This is a genomic window from Kitasatospora sp. NBC_00240 (assembly GCF_026342405.1).
Taxonomy (GTDB): Bacteria; Actinomycetota; Actinomycetes; order Streptomycetales; family Streptomycetaceae; genus Kitasatospora.
Genome location: NZ_JAPEMU010000001.1, coordinates 8,795,439 through 8,821,430, shown reverse-complemented (window position 1 = coordinate 8,821,430; position 25,992 = coordinate 8,795,439). Strand labels below are relative to the sequence as shown.

The 25,992-nt window shown below is 71.8% G+C and carries 16 protein-coding genes; 10 read left to right on the top strand and 6 right to left on the bottom strand.

Features of this window, described 5'->3' with window-relative positions; genetic code table 11:
- Positions 1-289: 289 nt before the first annotated feature.
- The 3 genes from OG689_RS37510 to OG689_RS37500 all read left to right on the top strand — a co-directional run bounded on the left by OG689_RS37510 (position 290) and on the right by OG689_RS37500 (position 8,918).
- Positions 290-1,471, top strand: coding sequence for a PP2C family protein-serine/threonine phosphatase (locus tag OG689_RS37510; RefSeq protein ID WP_266325932.1), 1,182 nt, complete (start codon positions 290-292; stop codon positions 1,469-1,471).
- Positions 1,472-1,955: 484 nt separating this feature from the next.
- On the top strand, positions 1,956-8,297 hold the full coding sequence (locus OG689_RS37505; protein WP_266325930.1) for a DNRLRE domain-containing protein: 6,342 nt from the start codon (positions 1,956-1,958) through the stop codon (positions 8,295-8,297).
- A gap of 132 nt (positions 8,298-8,429) precedes the next feature.
- Positions 8,430-8,918 (top strand): hypothetical protein, encoded by a 489-nt coding sequence (locus OG689_RS37500; RefSeq protein ID WP_266325928.1) that lies wholly within the window; start codon positions 8,430-8,432, stop codon positions 8,916-8,918.
- Between the two features lie 82 nt (positions 8,919-9,000).
- On the opposite strand, the gene OG689_RS37495 is transcribed toward OG689_RS37500, so the two are convergent.
- Positions 9,001-10,023 (bottom strand): polyprenyl synthetase family protein, encoded by a 1,023-nt coding sequence (locus tag OG689_RS37495; protein WP_266325926.1) that lies wholly within the window; start codon positions 10,021-10,023, stop codon positions 9,001-9,003.
- A 294-nt stretch (positions 10,024-10,317) separates the two neighbouring features.
- Here OG689_RS37495 and OG689_RS37490 point away from each other — a divergent pair, with 294 nt between their 5' ends.
- Both OG689_RS37490 and OG689_RS37485 read left to right on the top strand, forming a co-directional pair.
- Positions 10,318-12,852: a ricin-type beta-trefoil lectin domain protein gene (locus OG689_RS37490; RefSeq protein WP_266325924.1), complete on the top strand. Its 2,535-nt coding sequence runs from the start codon at positions 10,318-10,320 to the stop codon at positions 12,850-12,852.
- A gap of 91 nt (positions 12,853-12,943) precedes the next feature.
- Positions 12,944-13,825 (top strand): IS5 family transposase, encoded by an 882-nt coding sequence (locus tag OG689_RS37485; protein WP_266325922.1) that lies wholly within the window; start codon positions 12,944-12,946, stop codon positions 13,823-13,825.
- Here OG689_RS37485 and OG689_RS37480 read toward each other — a convergent pair whose 3' ends face one another.
- The gene (locus tag OG689_RS37480; protein WP_266325920.1) at positions 13,826-14,569 is read right to left on the bottom strand and encodes a hypothetical protein; all 744 of its coding nucleotides are present in this window, start codon (positions 14,567-14,569) and stop codon (positions 13,826-13,828) included.
- A gap of 187 nt (positions 14,570-14,756) precedes the next feature.
- Entirely contained in the window at positions 14,757-16,007 is a 1,251-nt protein-coding gene (locus tag OG689_RS37475; RefSeq protein ID WP_266325914.1) for an IS701 family transposase, read from the bottom strand.
- Positions 16,008-16,111: 104 nt separating this feature from the next.
- Here OG689_RS37475 and OG689_RS37470 point away from each other — a divergent pair, with 104 nt between their 5' ends.
- Together OG689_RS37470 and OG689_RS37465 are read left to right on the top strand one after the other, a co-directional pair.
- Positions 16,112-16,993: an IS5 family transposase gene (locus OG689_RS37470; protein ID WP_266325918.1), complete on the top strand. Its 882-nt coding sequence runs from the start codon at positions 16,112-16,114 to the stop codon at positions 16,991-16,993.
- Between the two features lie 53 nt (positions 16,994-17,046).
- On the top strand, positions 17,047-17,571 hold the full coding sequence (locus OG689_RS37465; protein WP_266325916.1) for an ATP-binding protein: 525 nt from the start codon (positions 17,047-17,049) through the stop codon (positions 17,569-17,571).
- A gap of 212 nt (positions 17,572-17,783) precedes the next feature.
- Here the strand turns inward: OG689_RS37465 and OG689_RS37460 are convergent, their stop codons facing one another.
- The 3 genes from OG689_RS37460 to OG689_RS37450 all read right to left on the bottom strand — a co-directional run bounded on the left by OG689_RS37460 (position 17,784) and on the right by OG689_RS37450 (position 21,352).
- Positions 17,784-19,034, bottom strand: a complete 1,251-nt coding sequence (locus OG689_RS37460) for an IS701 family transposase (protein WP_266325914.1) — start codon at positions 19,032-19,034, stop codon at positions 17,784-17,786.
- 198 nt (positions 19,035-19,232) lie between these two features.
- Positions 19,233-20,156, bottom strand: a complete 924-nt coding sequence (locus OG689_RS37455) for a diiron oxygenase (protein ID WP_266325912.1) — start codon at positions 20,154-20,156, stop codon at positions 19,233-19,235.
- A 383-nt stretch (positions 20,157-20,539) separates the two neighbouring features.
- Positions 20,540-21,352: a DeoR/GlpR family DNA-binding transcription regulator gene (locus OG689_RS37450; RefSeq protein ID WP_266325910.1), complete on the bottom strand. Its 813-nt coding sequence runs from the start codon at positions 21,350-21,352 to the stop codon at positions 20,540-20,542.
- A gap of 531 nt (positions 21,353-21,883) precedes the next feature.
- On the opposite strand from OG689_RS37450, the gene OG689_RS37445 reads away from it, so the two are divergent.
- From OG689_RS37445 to OG689_RS37435, 3 genes are all read left to right on the top strand, one after another.
- Positions 21,884-22,930 (top strand): substrate-binding domain-containing protein, encoded by a 1,047-nt coding sequence (locus OG689_RS37445; protein WP_266325908.1) that lies wholly within the window; start codon positions 21,884-21,886, stop codon positions 22,928-22,930.
- Between the two features lie 118 nt (positions 22,931-23,048).
- Positions 23,049-24,671, top strand: coding sequence for a sugar ABC transporter ATP-binding protein (locus OG689_RS37440; protein ID WP_266325906.1), 1,623 nt, complete (start codon positions 23,049-23,051; stop codon positions 24,669-24,671).
- Entirely contained in the window at positions 24,668-25,684 is a 1,017-nt protein-coding gene (locus tag OG689_RS37435) for an ABC transporter permease (protein WP_266325904.1), read from the top strand. Before OG689_RS37440 ends, OG689_RS37435 begins: the two co-directional genes overlap by 4 nt.
- The last annotated feature ends 308 nt before the right edge of the window (positions 25,685-25,992 follow it).

Sequence of the window (25,992 nt, the reverse complement as noted above, 5' to 3'; positions counted from 1 at the left end):
GCGCGGACCTCGGCAGGTCCGTCCCGTGCCCGCCGCAACGCTACTCCGCGCGACCGCCGTGATCCGGGGATTCGCGCGCACGGGCCGGCAGGGCGGGGCGGGGCAGCGGGCCGGTGCGTACGGAAGCGGGCCGCACCCCAGCTCCCGACCGGTCCCGCGGGCGAATCCCCCGCCGGCCGGTCCGGTGGCGGCGACGGGCGCGGCGCGAGGCAATGGATGCAGAGGAACTCGCAGTCCAGGACCACGGCCGTCGCTCGCCGAGGGCCGAGGCGGGGCCAGGAGAGGACAGATGACCGCTGCACCGACCCCCCGGGAGGCCGGGGCCGACGCCTCCGCGCTGAACGCCCGGGTGTTCTGGCCGGGCCTGATCACGGTCACCCTGTTGGTCGTACTGCTCGCCGTGACCACCAGCACCGCGGGCCGGCTCTCACCCCTGCTGATCGTGCTGCCGGCGCTGGTCGCGGGGCTGGGCAGCGTCCGCCAGACGGTCATCGCCTCGGCCTGGGCGATGGTCGGCCTCTGGGCCTCGTTCGTCTACGAGCACCCCGCGCACCGCGGCGACGTCGTCGCCGCGACCATCGCCGCCCTGGCCTTCCAGGCCCTGGCCGTCGCGGCCTGCTTCTGGCGGACGTCCCGGCAGCGCGAACTGGACCGGCTGCGGTCCACCCTGGTCACCCTGCAGCGGCAGATTCTGCGCCCGCTGCCGGTGGTCACCCGGCAGGTCATGGTGGACGGCCTGTACTCCCCGGTCGAGGAGGACCGGCTGGTCGGCGGGGACATCTACGAGATCGTCAGCTCGCCCTACGGCACCAGGGTCCTGATCGGCGACGTCCAGGGCAAGGGCCTGGCCGCGATCGGCGCCGGCTTCGCCGTCCTCGGGGCGTTCCGCGAGGCGGCCTTCCGGGAACCCACCCTCACCGCCGTGGTCGACGCCCTGGAGGACGCGGTGGTCCGCCACAACGCCTTCGCCGAGGAGAACGAGGAACCGTCACGGTTCGTCACCGCGCTCGCCCTGAGCATCGACGGTGCGGCCGGTGTCCAGGTGGTCAACTGCGGCCACCTGCAGCCGTACCTGATCGACGAGGACGGCAGCCGGTCCGTCCCGATCGCGGAGACCGCCGTACCCCTCGGCCTGGCCTCCCTCGCCGACAGCCCGCGCACCGTCGGCTGGTTCGACCTCCCGCCACGGACCACCCTGCTGCTGTACACCGACGGCGTGACGGAGGCCCGTGACCCCCAGGGCCGCTTCTACCCGCTCGACCGCCGGCTCCCCCGCCTGGCCCCGCTGCCCCCGGCGGAGCTGCTCACCGCCCTGCGGACCGACATCGACCGGTTCACCGCCGGCGCCCGGCGCGACGACATCGCCGCCCTGTCACTGCGCCGCACCCCCGCCCAGTGGCGTCCCCCGGGCAGTCTCGCCGGACCGGACGAGCCGGGCGGGCACGAGCCGGACGAGCCGGACGAGCGCTAGCCGGGCGAGCACGAGCCGGACGCCGCCGGACGCACCCTGGCGTTTCCAGCGGACGGGGGCGCGGGCCCTCGCCCGGCCCCTCCCTCGGGCCACGCCTGACGCTCACTCAAGAAATTAATTCACATCTTCCACAGAACCCTCACTTCTCTCCCCGGAGAGCCAGGCCCTGACGACCTGTCCGTCGACGCCTTCCTCGCCCGGGCCGCGCGCCGAGCGACGCCCGCACCTTCCCGAATCCGCCGACGGTTGTCGACATACCGCCTCGATGGCGCGGCAGTCAATGGCCAGGACGTCCATATCCCCAGGTCACAGCTTTCTCGGACGCCGCGGTTCATGTGCGGGGAAGATGAAGATCGATAACGATTGACCGACCGAGCGGCCGCTTTTGGCCACTTCGTGCGATTTGGCATGATCACCAACACTTTACCCAAGCCTTACACTCCGCCGTACTGCCGCCAGCATGACGGCAAGTCAAGGAGTGATGATGAGTGGGTACATAGCCGGAAGAGGCGGGCGCAGGTCGCCCGCCGCGTTCCGGATACTGAGCGGGTCGGTGGCGCTGGCCGTCGCCGTCTCGCTGCTCGCCGGGTCGGAGGCCGCGTTCGCCGCCGCGCCGACCGGGGACACCGCGAAGCCGGCACCGGCGTCCGCCGCCGACATCCCGTCGGCACGCGTCGCCGCCCGGCTGTCGGGCCAGCGGGTCGAGGCACTGTCCGAGCGGACGGAAACCTCCACCACCTGGGTGAACAAGGACGGTTCGCTGACGTCCGACCTGTTCGCGGGCCCGGTGCGGTACCGCAAGGACGGCACCTGGGTCGACGTCGACCTCACCCTGCAGGCCGGCGCGGACGGTTCGGTGGCGCCCAAGGCGCACCCCCAGGGCCTTAAGCTGGCCGGCGCGGGCGGCACCCGCTCGAAGTCGCTCGCCGAGGCACAGTCCGGCAAGGGCGAGGACCGCACGCTGGTGACGCTCGGTCAGGGCGAGCAGCAGGTCGAGCTGCAGTGGAAGGGCGGCCTGCCCAAGCCCGTCCTGGACGGCACCAGGGCCACCTACCAGGACGCCGTCGCCGACGGCGCGGCCGACCTGGTCGTCGAGGCGACGCGCACCGGCTTCGAGCAGTACGTGACGCTCAAGCAGCGCCCGGCCGCGGCCGGCTTCACGTACACCATGCCGCTGAAGGCCAAGGGCCTGCTGGCGCAGCCGCAGGCCGACGGCGGAGTGCAGTTCACCGATGCCAGGTCGGGTGAGGTGCGGGCGGTGCTGCCGGCGCCGGTGATGTGGGACGCAAGCGCCGCGGAGGGTTCGAGCGAGCACCCCCACCAGGCCAAGGTGGACCTGAAGGTCGTCCAGCACGGCGCGAACATCGACCTGGTGTTCACCCCCGACGCCGCGTTCATGGCCGACCCCAGGACGCGCTACCCGCTCACCGTGGACCCGTCCACCACCGCTCTGGGCAACGTCTTCGACACCCGGGTGCAGCAGGGCGAGACGGTCGACTGGTCGGCCGACACCGAGATCTACTGGGGCAACTCGGGCACCAAGAACGCCGACGGCTCGTCCCGGCAGGCCCGCTCCTTCATCAACTGGAACACCGGCCCGATCGCCGACGCGCTGATCACCAGCGCGAACCTGTCGCTGTTCAACTTCCACTCCGGCAACAGCGACTGCCTGCCGTACACCTGGGAGGTCTGGGACACCGGCCTGGCCTCCACCGCCTCGCGGTGGACCGCCCAGCCGACCTGGAACACCAAGAAGGCCACCTCCACCGAGACCAAGGGCCGGGACGCCTGCGGCGGCGACGGGTGGATCAACGCGGACGTCACCAACCTGGTGCAGACCTGGACGTCGGCCAAGAAGACCACCTCCGGCATGGGCCTGCGGGCCCCGGACGAGACCAGCACCAAGTACTGGAAGGAGGTGAACTCCGCCAACGCGGCGAGCAACGTGCCCAAGCTGACGGTGAACTACAACTACCGGCCGCGCACGGGCACCGACCAGCAGGCCGGCTCCCCCTTCTACAAGGACACCGCCGGCATCTGGTGGGTCGACTCGACCACGCCGACGCTGCGGGACACCTTCGTCGACCCGAACAACGACAAGGTCGACGGAACCTTCCAGATCTTCGACGCCGCGACCGACACCCAGGTCGGCAACGTCCTGGTCTCGCCGTACGTCCCGTCCGGCGAGCCCGCCACGGTGACCGTGCCGGCCGGCGTCCTCGCCAACGGCAAGACGTACAAGTTCCGTACCTCTCCGTACGACGGCCTGCACTACAACACCGGCTGGTCGGCGTGGGCCTTCTTCACCGTCGACACCTCGGCCCCCTCGGCGCCGGTCTCGGTCACCTCGACCGACTACCCGGCCGGTCAGTGGGTCAAGGGCGCCGGTCAGCCCGGCGTCTTCACCCTGACCCCGCCCACCGGCGACCAGAGCGCCCTCGAGTGGTCCGTGGACGGCGCCACCTGGACCAAGGTCGCCACCGGTGGGACCACCACGCCGGTGAGCATCACCGCGAGCCCGGTGAAGGCCGGCACCAACGTCCTCCAGGTGCGGACCACCGACCGGGCGGACAACAGGTCGGAGACCCTCTCCTACACCTTCCAGGCCGGCGCCGGCGTGACCGCGCCGAACGACGGGACCCGCACCGCGGCCCGGGTGCCGCTGGCCGCCGAGGCCGACGGCAGCAAGTACGACAACGTGACGTTCTCCTGGCGGCGTTCGGACGCCGACGCCTGGGTGCCCGTCCCCGTCGGTGACGTGACCATCGGGGGCACCGCGCTGACGGCCTGGCCGGTGGCACTGACCGCGGGCAGGAGCCCGGCGCTCGCCTGGAACGCCACCTCCACCGTCAACCCGGACGGCACCGTGCAGGTGCGGGCGGACTTCACCGGCCCGAACAGCGCCGCGTTGACGTCCGAGTCGGTCCAGGTGACCGTCGACCGCAAGGCCGACGGCGCCGCCACGACGCAGGCCGGGCCCGGCACGGTCAACCTGCTCACCGGTGACCTCACCACCAGCGCGACCGACGCGTCCTTCTTCGGGATGACCGTCGCCCGCAGCCACTCCTCACGCAACCCGTACGCGGCACGCAACCAGCAGGGCCAGGCGCCGATCTTCGGCCCGGGCTGGCTGTCCGGCGTCAGTGCCGCCTCGATGACCTCCGGGTTCACCGAGATCCGCCAGTCGTCCGCGAACGCGCTGGACCTGGTGGCCGCCGACGGCTCGACCGTCGCGTTCACCGCGAAGGCGACCGGCAACGGCTGGACCCCCGAGACCGGCAGCGAGAACCTGACCCTGACGGGCGCCTTCTCGGCCGGGGACTTCACCCTCACCGACACCGAGGGCGCCGTCCTGACCTTCGGCAAGGCCGACCAGGCCGCCACCACCTGGACCGTCAACTCCAGTCTGCTGGAAGGCCTCTCGGACACCACCCTGAAGGTGCTGTCCGAGAGCGTGACGATGAACGGCAAGGCGCTGGTCCGGCCGAGGCTGGTCGTCGCCCCGACCTCCGCCGTCACCGCCGCCGCCTGCGCTCTCGACCTGAGCGTCAAGGGCTGCCGCGCGCTGCAGTTCGTCTACGCCGGCAGCACGACGGCCACCGGCACCGGAGGCAGCTCGGAGTTCGGTGACTTCACCGGCCAGGTCAGCGCGGTCAAGCTGTGGGCCACCGCCCCCGGCGCCGCGAACGCGACCGCGACCGACGTGGCGGCCTACCGCTACGACAGCACCGGCGCGCTGCGCCAGGAGTGGGACCCGCGACTGGGCACCTCGTCCACCACCCAGTACGACTATGTCGTCGGCACCGCGGCCGAGGGCGCGCTGTCCGCGGTCGTGCCCCCCGGCGCCGCCGGCGGCCACCACATGGCCTACGGGAACGTCCCGAGCAGCCCGGCCGCCGGCGAAGGCATGCTCACCAGGACGTGGACCAACACCCTCGCCCCCGGTACGACGAACACCGTGAACGGCACCGCCACCACGAGCTTCGTCTACGGCGTCCCGCTCTCGGGCGCCAAGGCGCCCGAGGACCTCTCGGCCACCGCCGGGGCCACCTGGGGCCAGACCGACCTGCCGACGGACGCCACCGCCGTCTTCCCGCCCGACCAGGTCCCCGCGTCCGACAACGGCGCGAACCTGACCCAGGGCGCGTACGGCCGCGCGGTCGTCACCTACCTCAACGCCTCGGGCAGCCAGGTGAACTCGGCGGCGCCGGGACACCGGATCACCACCCTCGAGTACGACAAGTGGGGCAACCAGGTCCGCAGCCTGACCGCGGCCAACCGTGAGCTCGCGATCGGTGCCGGCGCCGGCGACCAGGCACGGCTCGCCGACCTGGGCATCAACTCGCTGCCGTCCGGCGACCGGGCCCGGCTGCTCTCCTCCAGCACCCTCTACACCGCCGACGGCCAGCGGGAGACCGAGTCCTTCGGCCCCCTGCACCGCATCACCCTCGGCGCCGACGCGATGTCCGGAGCGACCGTCCTGGCCAAGGCCGACACGCAGGCCGTGGCCCGGACCCGCACGGTGAAGGCCTACGACGAGGGCCGTCCCACCGACGGCACCGCCAAGATCAAGGACCAGGTCACCAGCACCACGACCGGCGGCTGGCTCCGGGCCTGGCCCGACACCTTCGCCGAGACCCGTACCGACACCAACGGCTACGACTGGGCGCTCGGCCTGAGCACCCGGACGGTCAAGGACGCCGGCGGCCTCGCCCTGACCTCCACCACCGGCTACGACAGCCAGGGCCGGGTGGCGTCCACCAGCCTGCCCGCCTCGAACGGTTCGGACGCCGGCAGCACCCGGATCACCTACTACACCGCCGGCGGTACCGGCCCCTGCGCCGGCCGCCCCGAGTGGGCCGACCTGGTCTGCCGCACCGCTCCCGCCGGTGACATCACCGGCGGCGGCTCCAACCCCGCCCAGCTCACCACCAAGACCGTGCAGTACGGCCTGTTCGGCCAGGTCACCCAGACCGACGAGAGCACGGGCGGGGTCACCCGCACCACCACCGTCACCGCGGACGCGGCCGGCCGGCCCGTCACCACCACCGTCTCGGGGGGCGTCGGAGCCACGGTTCCCGCCGTCACCGTCAGCTACGACCCGACGACCGGCGCGGTGACCGGCCAGACCTCCGCCTCCGGAGGCACCATCACCAAGGCGTACGACGCGCTCGGGCGCCTGATCACCTACACCGACGCCAACGGCGGTGTCACGACCACCGAGTACGACGCCCTGAACCGGGCGACCAAGGTCGTCGACAGCGTCCCGTCCACCACCACCTACACCTACGACACCGCGGTGGAGCCCCGCGGAACGGTGACCTCGATGACGGACTCCGTCGCCGGCACCTTCACCCCCCGCTACGACGCCGACGGCACCATCGTGTCCCAGGGCCTTCCCGGCGGTTACACCATGACCACCCGTCAGGACCCGTCGGGCGCGGCCGTCAACCGCACCTACACCCGTGACAGCGACGGCCTCGTCCTGGTGTCGGACGGCATCACCGAGACCGTCCACGGCCAGCAGGCCACCCACATCGGGACGCCGGGCGTCACCGCGGCGCAGTCCTACACCTACGACCGGGCGGGCCGCCTGACCGAGGTGCAGGACACCTCGGTGGACGCCGTCTGCACCACCCGCTCCTACACCTTCGACAAGAACACCAACCGCACCGCCCTGGCCACCGCCACCGCGGCCCGCGGCCTGACCTGCTCCACCTCCGGGGCCAGTGTCCAGACCAACACCTACGACAGTGCCGACCGCCTGACGACTGCGGGCTACGTCTACGACGCGTTCGGTCGCACCACCGCCCTTCCGGGCAGCACGGTCTCCTACTTCGCGAGCGACCTCGTGCAGCAGCAGACCACCGGCGCCGGACGGCAGACCTGGACCCTCGACGCGGCCCAGCGCTTCCGCGCCTGGACCACCGAGACCAACAACGCCGGCACCTGGACCCAGACCGGGGCCAGGACCAACCACTACGCCGGCGACGTCGACAGCCCGCGCTGGATCACCGAGGACGCGGGCGGCGCGGTCACCCGCAACGTCGGCATCCCCGGCGGCGCCCTCGGCGCCACCACGGCCAAGACCGGCGGCACGGTCCTCCAGCTCGCCAACCTGCACGGCGACATCACCCTCCAGTTCCCGCTGGACACCGCCGTCGCCCCGACCGTCCTCGACTACGACGAGTACGGCAACCCGCGGGCCGGTCAGCCGAGCGCCCGCTACGGCTGGATCGGTGCCGAGCAGCGCTCGGCCGAGACCCCGGCCGCCCTCACCCTGATGGGCGTGCGGCTCTACAACCCGGGTACCGGACGCTTCCTGTCCGTCGACCCGGTGGCCGGCGGCAACGCCAACGCCTACGAGTACACCCACGGGGACCCGCTCAACCGCTACGACCTCGACGGCCGCTTCGACTGGCGCCGCCACTACGAGGAGGCAAGGGCCTGCAGTCGGCTCGGCATCTGGGGCTGCTCCCTCGCCACGACCATCTCCGGCATCGCCCTGGCAATGACCGGCAGCGGGGCGAGGAACAACGCCGTACGGCACTTCATGTGGCAGTCGGCGCTCACCTTCTTCTTCGGCTACTACAGCGCGAAGCGCATCGGTGACGCCCACGAGTACGGCGAGACCTGCCCCAGGTCCGGACGGTGCGACACCGCCGTCGACAAGCACAACAACAACATCGCCCGGAACTTCGCCAGCAGCTGGTACGGCTGGCGCTACATGGCCGTCAACTACTTCTGGTACGGCGGCCTCTGGTCGATGATGTACGGCCTGCGGAGCATGGGCCGCTACCTGTACGACCGGGGCATCCTCTGGTGACCCCGCGTCCGTGACGCCCGCGCGCCGCGCGGGTGAACCGCGGACCTGACAGGAGCACCGGCCGGCCGCGGATCCCGCGGCCGGCCGGTGCGACAATCACCCCACCTGGCACCCCAGCACCCGGAGCACCCCTTGCAGACCCGCAGGCCCCAGCTGGTCCGGACGCTGGCCGTCCTGGCGGCCCTCGTTCTCGTCGCCCTCGGAGGCCTGGCCCTCCTCGGCGGCCTCTCCGACGGCTGCGACGGCCAGAGCCACCGGCTCTCCGCCCTCCAGCAGATCGACGCCTTCCGCACCGTCCCCGACGGTTCGCGGCCCACCAGCGCTCCGGAACCCGGCGCCGAGTGCGTGGACGACTCCGGCGACGCCATGCTGTACGCGTCGCAGGACTACCCGTACACCGGCACGCCCGCGCAGGTCACCGACTTCTACCTGGCGGCCCTGCCGAAACTGGGCTGGGGCGCGCAGCCCTCCCCCCGGGCCGGTGAAACCTGCTTCACCCGGGAGACCGACGCCGGCTGGACGGTGCTGCGGATCCGGTTCGCCGACGCGAACCTCCAGGACCAGGCCTACCGGCTGTTCGCCGAGGCCGCCGTCGACGGCAGGACCACCTGCTCCGACTGAGTCCGGCCGGCGCGTGGGCGACGGGACACCGCCGCCCACGCCTGCCCCGGGCCACCGGGCCGGGCCACGGGCCGGCCACCCGCTACGGCAGCTCGTCGGTGATCATGTGCACGAAGGCCGCGAGTTCGGCCCGGGCGACCGGGTCGGGCACCGCGCCGGGCAGCGCGCGGGCGGCCAGCCGGACGTGCTCCCTGATCCGCTCCTCCAGCCAGGCGCGGCCACCGCACTCCTCGATCAGCGCGGCCACCTGCTCCAGCTCCGCCAGGGACGGGTCCGCGGTGTCGTCGTAGAAGGCCGCGAGCCGGTCGCGGGCCGGGCCCTCGCTCCGCAGGGCCACCGCGACGAAGGCCCGGGTCTTGCGCCGGCGAAGGTCGGCCAGCGGATCCTCCAGTCGGTCGCGCGAGCTGCTCCAGACCCCCTCCCAGTCGTCGAAGAACGCCATCGCCATACCGGCGTGGTAGCCGAACAGCTTCGCCGCCTCGACCTCCGCCTCCGGCGCCCCGCGCACCACCGCGCCGACCATCGCGACACCGGCCGTGGGCAGCGCGATCGTGCTCTCCAGCAGATCCAGCGCGCCCTGCAGGTCGGCCCGCGAGCTGCCCTCGGAGTCCAGGTCCCGGATCTGCCCGGAGCAGCACTCGCGGATCGCGAAGGCCGCCTGGCGGCCCAGCTCGCAGGAGGCCGGGGTGGCGTCCGCAGCCAGCAGCTCGAAGGCCAGGCAGTGCAGCGCCACCCCGACCTGGACGGCGGCGGGCACGCCGAAGACCGTCCACAGGGTCGGCCGCCCCTTGCGGATCATCTCCTGGTCACCGATGTCGTCGTGGACGGTGCCGGCCGCGGACATCAGGGTGCCCGCCACGGCGGCGCTGCGCACCGCGTCCCAGGCCTCGCCGGTGCTGCCCGCGCAGAGCAGGGCGACCAGCGCGGGCCGGCGCCGGAAGCCGACGGGCACCGAGGGCTGCCCGTCGGCGTCGATCCACCCGAAGTGGTACTCGGCCATCCGCCTGACCGGCTGGCTGAGCCCGGCCGTGGCCTCGCGCAGGGCGGGTTCCAGGTAGGCGGTCACCGCTTCGGTGATCCGCTCCGAGGTGCGTACGGTCTGCAATTGCGGCCTCCGTCGGTTTGGCGGGACTCGTTCCCGGTCCGGGGCCGGTTCCATGCCTCGACTCACCCGGTAGGGCGAGTGCTCACGGCGCGTCACCGGCCCGCGCGCGGGCAAGCCGGTATGACGGACGGGTAGGACGGGTCCTGCGGCCCGGCCCCGGGTCGGTACGGCCGGTGCCGGACACGGCCGCAGCCGTGCGGCCTGTGCCCGGGCGACCGGCGCCGGGGGGGCGGCCGCTGCCTCGGAGGTGTCATCACGGCACGTCATGTCACCTGAACACCAAGGGAGTCAGCCTTGCCCGCCCCTGCGCCCGCACCCCAGGAATCGCCCACCGGCCCGGGCGGCGCCGCTCCCCCGGCCCGCCGCCGCACCCCTCCCCCGGCAGGCCCCGGACGGCGGACGCTCCACCGCCTGCGCGCCGCCGGCCTGGCCGCCGCGCTCGCGCTGGCCGTCACCCCGGCCGCCACCGCCGTACCGCCCATCGCCGCGAGGCCCGCGGCCGCGGCCGCCGTCCCCCTCCCGGCGGCGGCCACCGGGACGATCACCGTCGACGGCGCCTCCGGCGGCCGGGTCCTCGACGGCATCGGCGCGGCCAGCGGCGGCGGCGGCAACAGCCGGCTGCTGTACGACTACCCGGAGCCGCAGCGCTCCGAGATCCTGGACCTCCTCTTCAAACCCGGTTACGGCGCGAGCCTGCAGATCCTCAAGGTCGAGGTGGGCGGGGACACCAACTCCACCGACGGCGCCGAGCCCAGTGCCGAGCACACCGCCACCGACACCGACTGGAACCGCGGCTACGAGTGGTGGCTGATGGAACAGGCCAAGGCCCGCAACCCCGACATCAGGATCTACGCCCTCGCCTGGGGCGCACCCGGCTGGATCGACTCGTTCTGGTCCACCGCGATGATCGACTACTACATCCGGTGGATCGAGCACGCCCGCAGCGACCACGGCCTGACCATCGACTTCGTCGGCGGCTGGAACGAGCACCAGGACGTCGACCGGGCCTGGTACCGGGAGTTCCACGCCGCCCTCGCCGCACACGGCCTGCCCACCCGGATCGTCGGGGCCGACGACGGCGGCGCCGACTGGACGGTGGCCGACGAGATGGCCGACGACCCCGCCTTCGCCGCGGCCGTCGACGTCATCGGCATCCACTACCCCTGCGGGTACCTGACCGCCCAGACCGACTGCCGGCCGCCGAACGGCCATGCTTTGGACAGCGGGAAGCAGATCTGGGCGAGCGAGAGCGGGTCGCACGACCATCAGGACGGTGTCGCGCTGATCCGCGGGACGAACCGCGCCTACCTCGACGCCCGGATGACCTCGTACATCAACTGGCCGCTGGTCGCCGCCGTCCACCAGAGCCTGCCTTTCTCCACCGACGGGCTCCTGCTGGCCAATCAGCCCTGGTCGGGCAACTACACCGTCGGGCGCAACCTCTGGGCCACCGCGCACACCACCCGCTTCACCCGGGCCGGCTGGCAGTACCTGGACACCGGCAGCGGGTACCTCGGCGGCGACCGGGCGGCCGGCAGCCACGTCTCGTTGAAGTCCCCCGACGGCAGCGCCTGGACGACCGTCGTCGAGACGACCACCGCCACCGCCGCCCGCAGCGCCTCGTTCCGGATCCGCGGCGGCCTGCCCGACGCCACGGTGCACGTCTGGGCCAGCAAGCTCGACTCGACCGATCCCGTGCAGTGGATGACCCGGCAGCCCGACCTGTCCCCCGTCGCCGGAGCCTTCTCCCTGACCCTGCAGCCCGGCCACGCCTACACCCTCACCAACACCGAACCAGGCCCCCTGGGCACGCCCGCCCCCGTACCGGCCAGGCACCCCCTGCCGCTGCCCTACACCGACGACTTCGAGCGCTACCCCGCCGGCCGGGAGGCCCGCTACCTGTCCGACATGCAGGGCGCCTTCGAGACCGCGCCGTGCGCCGGCGGACGCCCGGGCACCTGCCTGCGACAGGCCGCGCCCGTCCGGCCGATCGAGTGGTCCCGGGCCGACTGCGAACCGTTCGCCCTGCTCGGCGACCCCGGCTGGGGCGACTACACCGTCAGCCTGGACGCCCTCCTGCCCCCCGCCGGCGGCGTCGAACTGCTGGGCCGCGCGACCCGGCAGTCCAAGGGTGCCCCGGGACACCAGGCCGGGTACTACCTGCGGCTCTCGGACGGCGGAGCCTGGTCCGTCACCCGCAACAGCGCCACCGACGCCGAGTCGGTGACCACCCTGCTCAGCGGCACCACCACCCCTCCCGGCAGCACGGCCTGGCACACCGTCGGCCTGGGCTTCCGGGGCAGTACGATCACCGCCACCCTGGACGGCGCCGTGCTCGGCACCGTCACCGACGCCACGTACTCCGTCGGTCTGGCGGGCCTCGGCACCACCGGCTACCAGCCGGCGCAGTTCGACAACCTGGCCGTCACGGGCAGCGGGGCCGGGGACACCTCCACGCTGGTCGGGGTCGGATCGGACCGGTGCGTGGACGCCACGGCGCTCGGCAGCGCGGACGGCACCCCGCTCCAGCTGTGGACCTGCAACGGCGGCGCCAACCAGCGGGTCACCCTCGCCCCCGGAGCCGCCCTCACCCTCTACGGCAAGTGCCTGGTACCGGCCGGCCGCGGCACCGCACCCGGTACGCCGATCGTCCTCGGGCCTTGCGACGGCGGCGTCGACCAGCGGTGGGCCCTGAACGGCGACGGCACGATCGTCGGCGCCCGGTCGGGGCTCTGCCTCGGCGTGGCGGGCGCCCGCAGGGACGACGGCGCCCCGCTGGAGCTGGGCGCCTGCACCGGCGACGACAGCCGGCACTGGACCAGGGTCTGACCCCTGCGGCCGGAAGCGGGTGACGGATCGGCACCCCTAGGTTCTGTCCGGCGGATCATGTGATCGCCTCGCGTGGCCCATTGTGTTGGTCGTGGGGCGGGGCGATCTGACGAACGACGAGTGGGTGCAACTGGCACCACATCTGCCGAAGACCGGGCGTCGCGGTGGACGGTGGACTGATCACCGGATGGTGATCAACGGGATCCTGTTCCGGGTCCGCACGGGCGTCCCGTGGCGGGACCTGCCGGAGCGGTTCGGGAGCTGGAAAACCGTGTACGAGCGCCACCGCCGGTGGTCGGCGGACGGCACCTGGGAAAGGATCCTCCAGGGCGTCCAGGCCGAGGCCGACTCCCAGGGGGGCATCGACTGGAGCATGGTGAGCGTGGACTCCACCTCGTGCCGGGCCCACCAGCACGCTGCCGGTGCACCGCGCAGAACACCCCGTATGCCGAAGCGGAGATCAACGCCCCGGCAGCACCGCCCCGACGAGGGAATCGGCCGGTCCCGTGGCGGCCTGACCTCCAAGATCCACCTTGCCGGGGAAGGCGGCCGCCGTCCACTGGCCATGATGATCACGCCCGGGCAGTGGGGCGACAGCCCGCAGCTGATCCCGGTCCTAGAACGCATCAGGGTCAAGCGCCCCGGCGGCGGCCATCCGCGCACCCGCCCCGACCACCTCGGCGGCGATAAGGCGTACAGCTCCCGCCGCAATCGCTGCTACCTGCGTAGACGCCAGATTAAGCACACCATCCCGGAGCCGAAGGACCAGCGGGCCAATCGTCGGCGCCGCGGCAGCAAAGGAGGCCGACCCGTCGGCTTCGACAAGGAGATGTACAAGCGGCGGAACGAGGTCGAGCGGACGATCAACCGACTCAAGCACTCACGGGCCGTTGCGACGCGGTATGACAAGCGCGGCTACGTCTTCCACGGCACCGTCACCGTCGCGTCGATACGTCTCTGGCTCAGAGCCTGATCAGCCCGCGTCCGGAGCGTCAGCCGGCTTCGCCAGCTCGGCAGTGACCTGGCGCAGCAGCACCGTTGGTGACGGCATGACGGCGTACCAGGTGTTCGCGCTCTCCTGCGCGGCTTCGGCCGGGGCCCAGGCGGCCACCACCGGGAGTTCACAGTGGTCGCCTGTCTCCAGCGGGGGGAGCGTCCAGGACATGCCGTGGTTGTGGCCGAAGTCCACGCCCCAAGTGCTGAACGAACGGTCGTACACCTCCCCGCTCAGCGCGGCCCACCACCGGGGTACCTCGCCTTCGGCGGCCGCACAGCAGATCGCCTCCTCGTCGTTACCGCCGACGGTGAGCCGGATGTTGTCGTCCTCCACCGTGATCGCGGCCAGTGCCTGCCCGCCGTCCCAGCCCGCGTCGGCACCCTCCGGAAGCCGCGCCGGCAGCTCCGCCGAGAACCGCACCCGCTCGATCGGCGCCAGGACGTCGATCCGCCAGACCGCCGCACGGCAGTCGATCAGCGGCCCCCAGTGCCCGGGGTCGAGCTCGGGATCGTACGGGGTCAGCAGCAGCTCGACATGGGCCACAGGAAGGACCCAGCGGGCAACCGTGCGCCCCCTCGACAGTTCGAACAGCTCATCGGGCTGCAGGGGAAGGCCGGTGTTCCCGATGGTCGTGGTGAAGGTCAGCGGGCCGAATGGCGTGTCGATAGCCGGCTGATCGGCGGAACGCAGTCGGGTGCGCGGGACGGTGGGGAGCAGCACCGCCACAGCGTACTGCGGTGTGGCCTGTCAAGATCCGCCGGACAGCCCCTAGTAGTACTTCGTTAAGTCTGAAGTGGTTGGGTGCGTCCTGCCTGGCGTGCATGGGGTAACTCGCGGTGGCAGGTGGGGCATTCGCCGGTCCAGGCCCGTATGAGGTCCTGGATGGCGTCGAGGACTCGGTAGAAGGTCAGGCCGGCGTTTCGGCTTTTGGGTCGAGGCGCCGGAGGGTGAGGAAGGCGTGGGCGGCGGTGACGAGGGTGACGTGGTGGTGCCAGCCGCGCCAGGTGCGGCCCTCGAAGTGGTCCAGGCCCAGGCCGTGCTTCATCTCGCGGTAGTCGTGCTCGATCCGCCAGCGGATCTTGGCCAGGCGCACGAGCCTGCGGATCGCGGTGTCGGGTGGGAGATTGGTCAGCCAGTAGTCGGTGGGTGCGGCCTCGCCGGGCGGCCATTCGACCAGCAGGGTCTCGGCGGGCAGGACGCCGTCCCACGCGGCGCTGCCGCCGGCGTCGGCGGCGGCGAGTGTTCGGGGGATCTTGCCCGCGGGCCGCACCTGCAGGACGCGGAAGCGCGAGCGCATCGCCCCGCGGCTGCCCTGGCGCCAGGTGACCTGCCGAAACGCCCGACGTCCTTCGCGGGTCGCGAGTTCACGCAAGGAGTCGGATTCGGTGCGGTAGCGGGGCAGTGTCCTGCGGCCTGCGCCGCTGTAGGCGGGCGCCACCGGCTCCGCGTCGTGGCGGTGCGCGGTCTCGTCCCCGCGCACCGCCACGATGTGGTCCAGGTCCCTGGAACGCAGAGCGTGGCGGAAGGCGGCGGACTGGCCGTAGCCCGCGTCGGCGACCACGACCTGCGGGGCGAGCCCCCATGTGATCAGCTCCTCCAGCGTGTCGATCGCGAGCCGCCACTTCTCGACATGCCCGACCTCGGCGGGCAGGCCGGTCCGCCGCCGACGGGCGTCATCACGGTCGTCCCACTCCGGCGGCACGAACAGTCGCCACGACAACGGGCTGGAGGCCTTGTCGGTGACGGCGTGGACGCTCACCCCGACCTGGCAGAGCGAGCGTTTCCCCAGTGCGCCGCAGTACTGCCGCGAGGTCGCCACGGACTGGTCGCCGGCCTTCGGGAAGGAGGTGTCGTCGATCACCCACGCCTCGGGCGCGAGGGCGGCGGTCATCTTCCCTGCGATCTGTCGCAGCACCGGCGTGTGGTCCCACGGCGACTGGCTGACGAACTGCTGCAAGGCCTGCATGTTCCCGTCCGGCAGCCGATCCGCCATCGGCTGGATCGACTTGCGCCGCCCGTCCAGCATCAGTCCGCGAAGGTAGCAATCTCCCTGCCGGCGCTGGTCCTTACGCGCCAACGAAGCGAAGACCTCGGCCACAAAGTCACCGAGGTCACCGCGAAGCCTCTCCAACTCACCAAGATCCACAGATCGCAGCATGCCCTGCCACGACCACAAGATCAAATCAACCTAACGAAGTACTACTAGGTCCTGTCCGGCGGATCATGTGACGGTCGCCTCGCGGGAGGGTCATTGTTCGGTTTGTGGGGCGGGGCGATCTGACAAATGACGAGTGGGCGCGACTTGCGCCCCATCTGTCGAAGTCCGGAGGCCGGGGCGGGCGTTGGAGTGACCACCGAACAGTGATCAACGGGATCTTGTTCGGGATCCGCACAGGAGTCCCTTGGCGGGATCTGCCGAACCGGTTCGGGAGCTGGGAAACCGCCTATGAGCGTCACCGTCGGTGGTCGGCGGACGGCACCTGGGATCGGATCGTGCAAGCCGTCCAGGCCGATGCCGACGCCCGGGGCAAGATCGACTGGAGCATGGTGAGCGTGGACTCCACCTCGTGCCGAGCCCATCAGCACGCTGCCGGAGCTCCGCGCAGGACACCGCGAGTTCCCAAGCGGAGATCAACACCTCGGCAGCATCGCCCCGACGAAGGACTCGGCCATTCGCGGGGCGGCCTGACCTCCAAGATCCACCTTGCCGGGGAAGGCGGTCTCCGCCCTCTGTCGCTGCTGATCACTCCTGGTCAGTGGGGCGACAGCCCGCAGCTGATCCCAGTCCTCGAACGCATCCGGGTAAGGCGCCTCGGCGGTGGCCATCCACGCACTCGTCCCGACCACTTGGGCGGCGATAAGGCGTACAGCTCCCGCCGTAATCGCCGTTACCTACGCAGACGCCAGATCAAACACACCATCCCGGAACCGAAGGACCAGCGAGCCAACCGCAGGCGCCGAGGAAGCCGAGGAGGCCGGCCAGCGGGCTTTGACAAGGAGAGATACAAGCGCCGCAACGAGGTCGAGCGCATGATCAACCGGCTCAAGCACTTCCGCGCCGTGGCTACGCGCTACGACAAGCGCGCCTACGTCTTCCACGGCACTGTCACCGTGGCGTCCCTCCGCCTGTGGCTCAGCCCGTGATCGGGCGGATAAAACGGTGGCTGCCTGATTCGCTTCCCTGCCACGATCTGGGGGTGACCACGTTGTTCCTGATGGTCGGCCTGCCAGGGGCCGGAAAGACCACACGGGCTCGGCAGCTCGCCGCAGAGCACGGCGCGCTGCGTCTGACGCCCGACGACTGGATGATTCCCCTGTTCGGCGAGGCGGAGACGGACGGGAAGCGCGACGTGCTGGAGGGGCGCATGCTCTGGCTCGCCCTGGAGGCGGTCAAACTGGGCACCAACGTCGTCGTGGACTACGGCTGCTGGTCACGGGACGAACGGTCCGCGATCCGCTGGCTGGTGGAGGCCGAGGAGGCGCGCTTCCGCATGGTCTACCTGCCGGTGGACGACGAGACCCAACGCGTCCGTATCGCCCACCGCTGGGCGACCACCCCCGAGGAGACGTTGCCGATGTCCGAGGCCGACATCCTGCACGGGCGCGCGCATTTCGAGGAGCCCGACGCGGCGGAACTGGAGGGCCGCGGGGACGCCAACCCGCCGCCCGGGTGGGTCGACTGGCGGGAGTGGGCCGCCGACCGGTGGCCGTCGTTCGCGTGACTGCTGCGGCCCACGGCAGCTCAGCCGTACCGGGCGTGCCTGCACCAGCCCAAGATGATCCGCCGGACAGCCCCTAGTAGTACTTCGTTAAGTCTGAAGTGGTTGGGTGCGTCCTGCCTGGCGTGCATGGGGTAACTCGCGGTGGCAGGTGGGGCATTCGCCGGTCCAGGCCCGTATGAGGTCCTGGATGGCGTCGAGGACTCGGTAGAAGGTCAGGCCGGCGTTTCGGCTTTTGGGTCGAGGCGCCGGAGGGTGAGGAAGGCGTGGGCGGCGGTGACGAGGGTGACGTGGTGGTGCCAGCCGCGCCAGGTGCGGCCCTCGAAGTGGTCCAGGCCCAGGCCGTGCTTCATCTCGCGGTAGTCGTGCTCGATCCGCCAGCGGATCTTGGCCAGGCGCACGAGCCTGCGGATCGCGGTGTCGGGTGGGAGATTGGTCAGCCAGTAGTCGGTGGGTGCGGCCTCGCCGGGCGGCCATTCGACCAGCAGGGTCTCGGCGGGCAGGACGCCGTCCCACGCGGCGCTGCCGCCGGCGTCGGCGGCGGCGAGTGTTCGGGGGATCTTGCCCGCGGGCCGCACCTGCAGGACGCGGAAGCGCGAGCGCATCGCCCCGCGGCTGCCCTGGCGCCAGGTGACCTGCCGAAACGCCCGACGTCCTTCGCGGGTCGCGAGTTCACGCAAGGAGTCGGATTCGGTGCGGTAGCGGGGCAGTGTCCTGCGGCCTGCGCCGCTGTAGGCGGGCGCCACCGGCTCCGCGTCGTGGCGGTGCGCGGTCTCGTCCCCGCGCACCGCCACGATGTGGTCCAGGTCCCTGGAACGCAGAGCGTGGCGGAAGGCGGCGGACTGGCCGTAGCCCGCGTCGGCGACCACGACCTGCGGGGCGAGCCCCCATGTGATCAGCTCCTCCAGCGTGTCGATCGCGAGCCGCCACTTCTCGACATGCCCGACCTCGGCGGGCAGGCCGGTCCGCCGCCGACGGGCGTCATCACGGTCGTCCCACTCCGGCGGCACGAACAGTCGCCACGACAACGGGCTGGAGGCCTTGTCGGTGACGGCGTGGACGCTCACCCCGACCTGGCAGAGCGAGCGTTTCCCCAGTGCGCCGCAGTACTGCCGCGAGGTCGCCACGGACTGGTCGCCGGCCTTCGGGAAGGAGGTGTCGTCGATCACCCACGCCTCGGGCGCGAGGGCGGCGGTCATCTTCCCTGCGATCTGTCGCAGCACCGGCGTGTGGTCCCACGGCGACTGGCTGACGAACTGCTGCAAGGCCTGCATGTTCCCGTCCGGCAGCCGATCCGCCATCGGCTGGATCGACTTGCGCCGCCCGTCCAGCATCAGTCCGCGAAGGTAGCAATCTCCCTGCCGGCGCTGGTCCTTACGCGCCAACGAAGCGAAGACCTCGGCCACAAAGTCACCGAGGTCACCGCGAAGCCTCTCCAACTCACCAAGATCCACAGATCGCAGCATGCCCTGCCACGACCACAAGATCAAATCAACCTAACGAAGTACTACTAGGGCTTGGCTCGCCCCGCGATGACCGCCGTCCTGCCGTCGGCCCCGGTCTTTCCACCAGGACGGGCAGTCAGGTGGCGGCCTCGATCAGGGGGTGTCGACGAGCGCCGTCAGGTCGCTCCGGCGGCCGGACCGGTCCGACCGGCCGGCGCGTCACACCACGCCCGCCGCCCGGAGCAGCCACCGGTTGGCGCCGCCGACCAGCCCCGCCCGATCCAGGACGGCCAGGGTCTTCCCCGCCATCTCCCGTTTGGTGCTCCGCCAGTTCGGGTTGGCCCGGGCCGCCCGGCGGCCCTCGGCGGGGCTCACCCCGACGGCGGCGTAGAGGCGGGGGTTGATCAGGCTGGTGGTGGAGAAGTAGATGATCAGCCCGATCAGCAGCTGCTCCCAGCGCCGCCGGACCGGGCCGAGACGCCCCCGCTGCAACTCCTCGCGGGCGTAGCTGATGTGCCGGGACTCCTCGATCACATGGATCCGGGAGACCTGGCGGGTCAGCGGCTGCAGCGACTCGTCGGCCATCACCTCCCGCTGGAAGGCGTCCAGGATCTCCTCCACGTACATCGTGCCGCCGAAGGTCTGGCTGTGCGTCGAGACGGCCTTGAAGATCCGGCCCAGCTCGTGCGCCAGCCGAGCCGGGCGGTAGGCGGGGACACCCATCCAGGTGATCATCCGGGCGAACATCACCGAGTGCCGGCACTCGTCGCCGATCTCGGTGAGGGCGTACTGGACGTGGGCGGTGGTCGGGTCGCGGTCGAAGGCGTGGCGCAGCAGCATCTGCATCAGGATCTCCTCGAACCAGATGCCCACGGCGGCGATGCTGGCGACCTCGTGCTTGCTCAGCTCGATCCGCTGCTCCTCCGTCATGCGCTCCCACTGCGGGGTGCCGTAGAGGGAGAGGCGGCGCGGCGGGCAGTAGTAGCGGCCGGGCTCCGGTCCGGTGGCCCAGTCGATGTCCTTCACGGGGTCGAACGAGAGCTTCGCGGAGGAGGCGAGCAGGCGTTGGGCCGTCCGCTCGCGGGCGGGGGCGTGCTCGGGAGCGTCCGGCCCGTTGCTCGCCCGGCGGGTGGTGGCTGTCATGAGCGGCTCCTCGGCTCCTGGGTGCGCGACCGTCGGGTCGGGGGTGCGGCGGTGGGGCTCGGTTCAGAAGCTAGAAGCTATTAGACTCTTCGTCAATAGAGCGGGCCGCCGCATCGGAGCGGAAGGGCGCCGCGAAGGCGCCCCGACGGCGACGAACCCGGGTCGCACCGGGACCGAATCGGCGCGATTGCGCGCACACCCGGGTCAACCAGCTTTGACGGCAAGGACGTTCTCGGCTCCGACGGGCCACTCGAACGGCGGTCCGACCCGGCCGCCTGACTTCCTGCAGGGACACGGCCGGCACACGGCAGCAGCCCGCCGACCCCGGCCATGGAAGACCGGGGTCGGCGGGCGAAGGGAGCGGAGCGGGCGCGGCCGGGCGGTCAGCGTCCGCTGCCGGACAGCGGCGCCACCACCAGGGTGCCGACGGCATCGGCCAGCGTCGACCGGGCCTGTTCGGGCAGGTTCTCGTCGGTCACGAAGGTGCCGACATCCGTGAGGTCGGCGAAACTGCTCAGCGCCACCACGCCCCACTTGGTGTGGTCCGCGACCACCACCACCCGGCGGGCCGCCGCCACCAGCGCCCGGTTGGTCTCGGCCTCGCCCATGTTCGGCGTGGTGAGCCCGGACTGCTCGGACACGCCGTGGGTGCCGAGGATCAGCAGGTCCACGTGCAGGGACCGGATCGCCTGGTCGGCGAGCGGGCCGACCAGCGCGGCCGAGCGGGTCGGGCTCCCGCCGGTGAGCAGCAGCGCGGGAGCGGTGTCGCCCAGTTCGCGGGCGGCCGTCCGCAGCAGGTCCGCAACCGGGAGCGAGTTGGTCACCACCGTCAGCCGGGGGATCCCGAGCAGGCGCGACGCCACCGCGAAGGCGGTCGTCCCCGCCGAGACCGCCACCACACTGCCGGGCTCCACCAGCGTGGCGGCCGCGGCCGCCACGGCGGCCTTGGCCGCCGACTCGCGGGTGGACTTGGCCTCGAAGCCCGGCTCGTCCGTGCTCGCCCCGACGGCGACGGCCCCGCCGTGCACCTTCTCCACCGCGCCGCCGCGGGCCAGCACGTCGAGATCCCGGCGTACGGTCATGTCCGACACGCCGAACAGGTCCACCAGCTCGGCGACCTTGACGGCGCCGTCCCTGCGTACCTGCTCCAGGATGAGCGACCTGCGCTGCTGCGCCAGCAAGCCCTGATCGGCCACGGCTGTCCCACCATCCCTACGACGTCCGGCGCGCGGTCACGACGACCGTGCGGGGTGTACCGACGGCGCCCAAGGTAGCGCAGCCGGTGTCCGGACGAACAGTGATCCTGAGTGTTCTTGATCGCCGTATTGGGAGGTGCACGCAGCGTGGTGGAAAATGTTGATGCTTCCACCACTTGCCCCGCCTCAGCCGCGCCACCCCCGAACGGCCCGGCGATCCGCCACCCCGGAAGCCGGAGCCGCCCGCCGCCTGGGCGGCAGGCGGAATCCGATCTGGCAAGGCCCCGGCGTATCTGTTGGACGACTGCCGCGTAACGGCCGGGTCTCGATCCGAATTGCGCCATTCACCTGGTTGACTCCCGCACGAAACAACTGTTTTCCTGTGGTTCATCGCGTTTGATCACGTTGGGTTTTGATCGAAGCAGCAAGCGAAGCCGCTTCCGTCCCTCCTCGGACCGGACTCGGCGGCCTCCGCGCAGCCATGCCTCATCGGGTCGGCCACCACCGGCCCGTCCATGCAAGGGGATGCACATGTTCACTGCACGCAACCGCAGGCCGGCCGCAGTCATGGCGCTGGGCCTGGTCGCAGCCCTCGGCCTCGCCGCATGTTCGACGGGCCAGGAGCCGGCCGGCAGCGGCGACGTGGCGAAGGTCGACGGGAAGATCTCCATGACCTACCTGCAGAAGCAGGGGGACCAGGAGTACTTCGTCGGCGAGGCGGCCGGTGCGAAGGCGAAGGCCGCCGAGCTGGGCGTCGACCTCAAGGTCGTCAACCTCGGCACCGACGCGAACAAGACCGTCAGCGAGGCGAAGTCCGCGATCGCGCAGAAGACCAACGGCCTGATCGTGGTCGTGCCGGACCCGGCGGTCGGCCCGCAGGTCGTGCAGACCGCCAAGGACGCCAAGGTCGCGCTGCTGACCTCGGACGACCAGATCTGCACCACCGGTCCCGACCCGGCGGTCTGCACCTCCGACACGCTCGTCCCCCGGATCGGCTTCAGCGGTGAGCAGATGGGCGGCGAGGTCGGCAAGCGGGCGGCCGAGGAGTTCAAGAAGGCCGGCTGGAACCCCGCCGAGACCCGCACCATCTCCGCCTGGAAGCAGGACGTCACCGTCTGCACCGACCGGGTCAAGGCCGCGAAGAACGCCTTTTTCGCCGGAGCCGGCGCGAACGTCCAGAACATCGACGTGGCCACCGACAACACCCCCACCGGCGCCCAGGACAAGATCGCCGCGACGGTGACCGCCAATGCCGGCGTGAAGCACTGGGTGGTCTGGGGCTGCAACGACGAGAACGTCCAGGGCGGTGTCACCGCACTGGAGAACGCCGGCTTCAAGGCCGACGACGTGATCGGCGTGGGCCTCGGTGCCTACCTCGCTTGCAAGAACTGGAACTCCGGCAAGCCCTCGGGCATGCGAGCCGCGCTGTTCATCAACGGCAAGGACGTCGGCGCGCTGGCCGTCCAGACCATGTACGACAAGCTCAAGAACGGCAAGGACTTCCCGAAGGAGGCGTTCGCGCCGACCAAGATGGTCGACGCCTCCAACTGGAAGGCCTCCGGCGTCAGCTGCAGCTGACCCGGCAGGCCCCCGGACGCGCCGGCGCGGCAGTTCCCCCACCCACCGCGCCGGCGCCCCCACCCACCCGTCGCATCGGCTCACGGCGCCGATCGGCCCACCGTCTGCGAGGCCCTCGATGACCAGCTCCGGCACCGAACCGCCGACGAGCCCGCCCCTGTCCGCCGCCGGCTCCGTGATCGCCGTCATGGGGATCGTCAAGCGGTTCGGCGCGGTGCAGGCCCTCGACGGGGTCACCCTGGAGTTCCCGGCCGGGCAGGTCACCGCCCTGATGGGGGAGAACGGCGCCGGCAAGTCGACCCTGCTGAAGATCCTCACCGGTGACCACCAGCCGACCGAGGGCCACGTGGCCCTGGACGGCGCCCGCCTCGCCCTGGGCTCGCCCGCCGAGGCCCGGGCCGCCGGCATCCGGATCATCCCGCAGGAACCCGAGATCATCCCGCACGTCTCGGTCGCCGAGAACGTCTACGCCGGCGCCCTGCCCCGCAAGGCCGGCCGCCGCCTGGACCGCGCCGAACTGCGCCGCCGCGTCACCGCCGACCTCGAGCGCCTCGGCTTCGCCGGCGTCCTCGACCCCGACCTGCTCGGCTCCGAGCTGACCCCCGCCCAGCGCCAGCTGGTGGAGATCATGCGGGCCGTCACCGGCGAGGAGGCCCGGGTGATCGCCTTCGACGAACCCACCTCCTCACTCTCCGAGCACGAGGTCGACGCCCTCTTCTCCCTCATCCGGCGGCCGCGCGACCAGGGCATCGCCATCATCTACGTGTCGCACCGGATGAAGGAGATCTTCCAGCTCGCCGACCGCATCGCGGTCCTGCGCGACGGCGCCCTGGCCGGCGTCCAGGACGCCCACGCCACCACCGAGGGCGCCCTGGTGCGCCTGATGGTCGGCCGCGACCTCTCCGCCATGTTCGTCCGCCAGGACGTCGCCACCGACCGCGTCGTCCTCGACGTCCGAGGCGTCACCACCGACGCCGTCCACGGCATCGACCTGCAGATCCGCGCCGGCGAGGTGGTCGGCCTGGCCGGCCTGATCGGCGCCGGACGCTCCGAACTCGCCCTCGCACTCGCCGGCGACCTCCCCATCCACCACGGCACCGTCACCCTGGACGGCGTGAAACTGCGCTCCGGACGCCCGGGCGAGGTCATCCGCGCCGGTCTGGGCCTGGCCCCCGAGGAGCGCAAGGCGCAGGCCCTGCTGCTGCACCGCACCATCCGCGACAACACCTCCCTGGTCGTCCTGGAGCGGCTGCGCCGGCTGCGGTTCGTGCGCCGCGGCGCCGAGCGCGCCCTCGCGCAGGAGTACACCGACCGGCTGCGGGTGCGCACCCCCTCCATCGAGCACGAGGTCCGCAAGCTCTCCGGCGGCAACCAGCAGAAGGTCGTCCTCGCCCGCTGGCTCGCCCGCAAACCCAAGGTGCTGATCCTCGACGAGCCGACCCGCGGCATCGACGTCGGCGCCAAGGCGGAGATCTACCAGATCATCGCCGACCTCGCCAAGGAGGGCGTCGCGCTGCTGGTGATCTCCTCCGAACTGCCCGAGGTCCTCGGCCTGGCCGACCGCGTCGTCGTCATGCAGAACGGCCGGATCACCGGCGAACTGGGTCGCGCCGAGGCCTCCGAGGAGGCCATCCTCGCCCTCGCCATGGCCGACGACCTCGACCCCGTCACCCCCGCCGCGACCACCACCCACATCACCGCCGACATCACCGCCGACACCGCCCCCGGAGCCTCCACATGACCACAGCGACGGCCGACCGGCGCGCCACCAAGCCGGCCCGCAAGCGTTCCCCGCTCGCCGCCCTGGGCGGTCAGAACCTCAGCCTGATCGGTGCCCTGGTGCTGGTCCTGGGCCTGTTCGGCATCCTGAACGACAACTACCTCAGCGTCTCCAACATGCAGGTCATCGCCGAGGCCGGCACCATCACCGGCCTGCTCGCCGTCGTCCAGACCGCCGTCATCATCTGCGGCGGCCTCGACATCTCCGTGGGCTCCCAGGCCGGCGTCGCCTCCGTCGTCTCCGCCATGGCCTTCACCTCCGCCGGCTCCAACGCCCTCGCCGGCATCGCCGCCGCCGTCGGCGCCGGCCTGCTCGTCGGCATCCTCAACGGCGTCATCATCGTCTACGGCCGCGTCAACCCCACCATCGCCACCCTCGCCGGCCTCGCCGCCTACAAGGGCCTCGCCCAACTCATCTCCGACGGCCGCGCCCAGGGCTACGTCCTCAACAACGACGTCTTCGTCTTCCTCGGCCGCGGCAAGATCGCCGGCCTCCCCGTCATGGTGTGGATCCTCATCGTCGTCGCCCTCGCCGTCCACCTCCTCCTCAAGTACACCGACATCGGCCGCAACGTCTACGCCATCGGCGGCAACGACACCGCAGCCCGCCTCGCCGGCATCAACATCAACAAGTACCTCGTCGCCGTCTACGCCCTCATCGGCGTCGTCGCCGCCGTAGCCGGCATCCTCCTCACCGCCCGCACCGGCTCCGGCCAGCCCACCTCCGGCAGCGAAGGCCTCGAACTCAAGGCCATCACCGCAGCAGCCCTGGGCGGCGCAGCCCTCAAGGGCGGCAAGGGCGGCATCGGCGGCACCCTCCTCGCCGTCGCCCTCCTCGGCTGCCTCGAGAACGGCCTCACCGTCCAGGGCATCAACGCCTTCTGGCAGAACGTCGCCCAGGGCGCCCTCCTCGTCGCCGCCGTCGTCATCCAGCAACGCCGCAACGGCGAACGCCGCATCGGCCTCCCCGCCTGACCCCCCACCCCGCGCTTCCGTGACAGCCCGCCCCCGGCCCCGCCCGGTGGCGGGCTGCCACGTCCGGGCGGCCCGATCCTCCCTCAGGAGCACCGGGCGAGATCCGGAACCAGCTCGGGGAGCTCTCACCGGCGGCGCGGCGGGCACCTGGCGTGACCGGCGGCCTGCGGGTGGTGAAGCAACCGCGCGGGTGGTCGAGCAGCCGCGCGAGCGGCTTCGGCCGCCGGCCGGGGGCGCTGCCCGCTTCGAACGGTTCGGGGCGGCCCGCCAGCGCTGCCCGCCGGCCGGCCGGCCCGGAGGCGCCCATC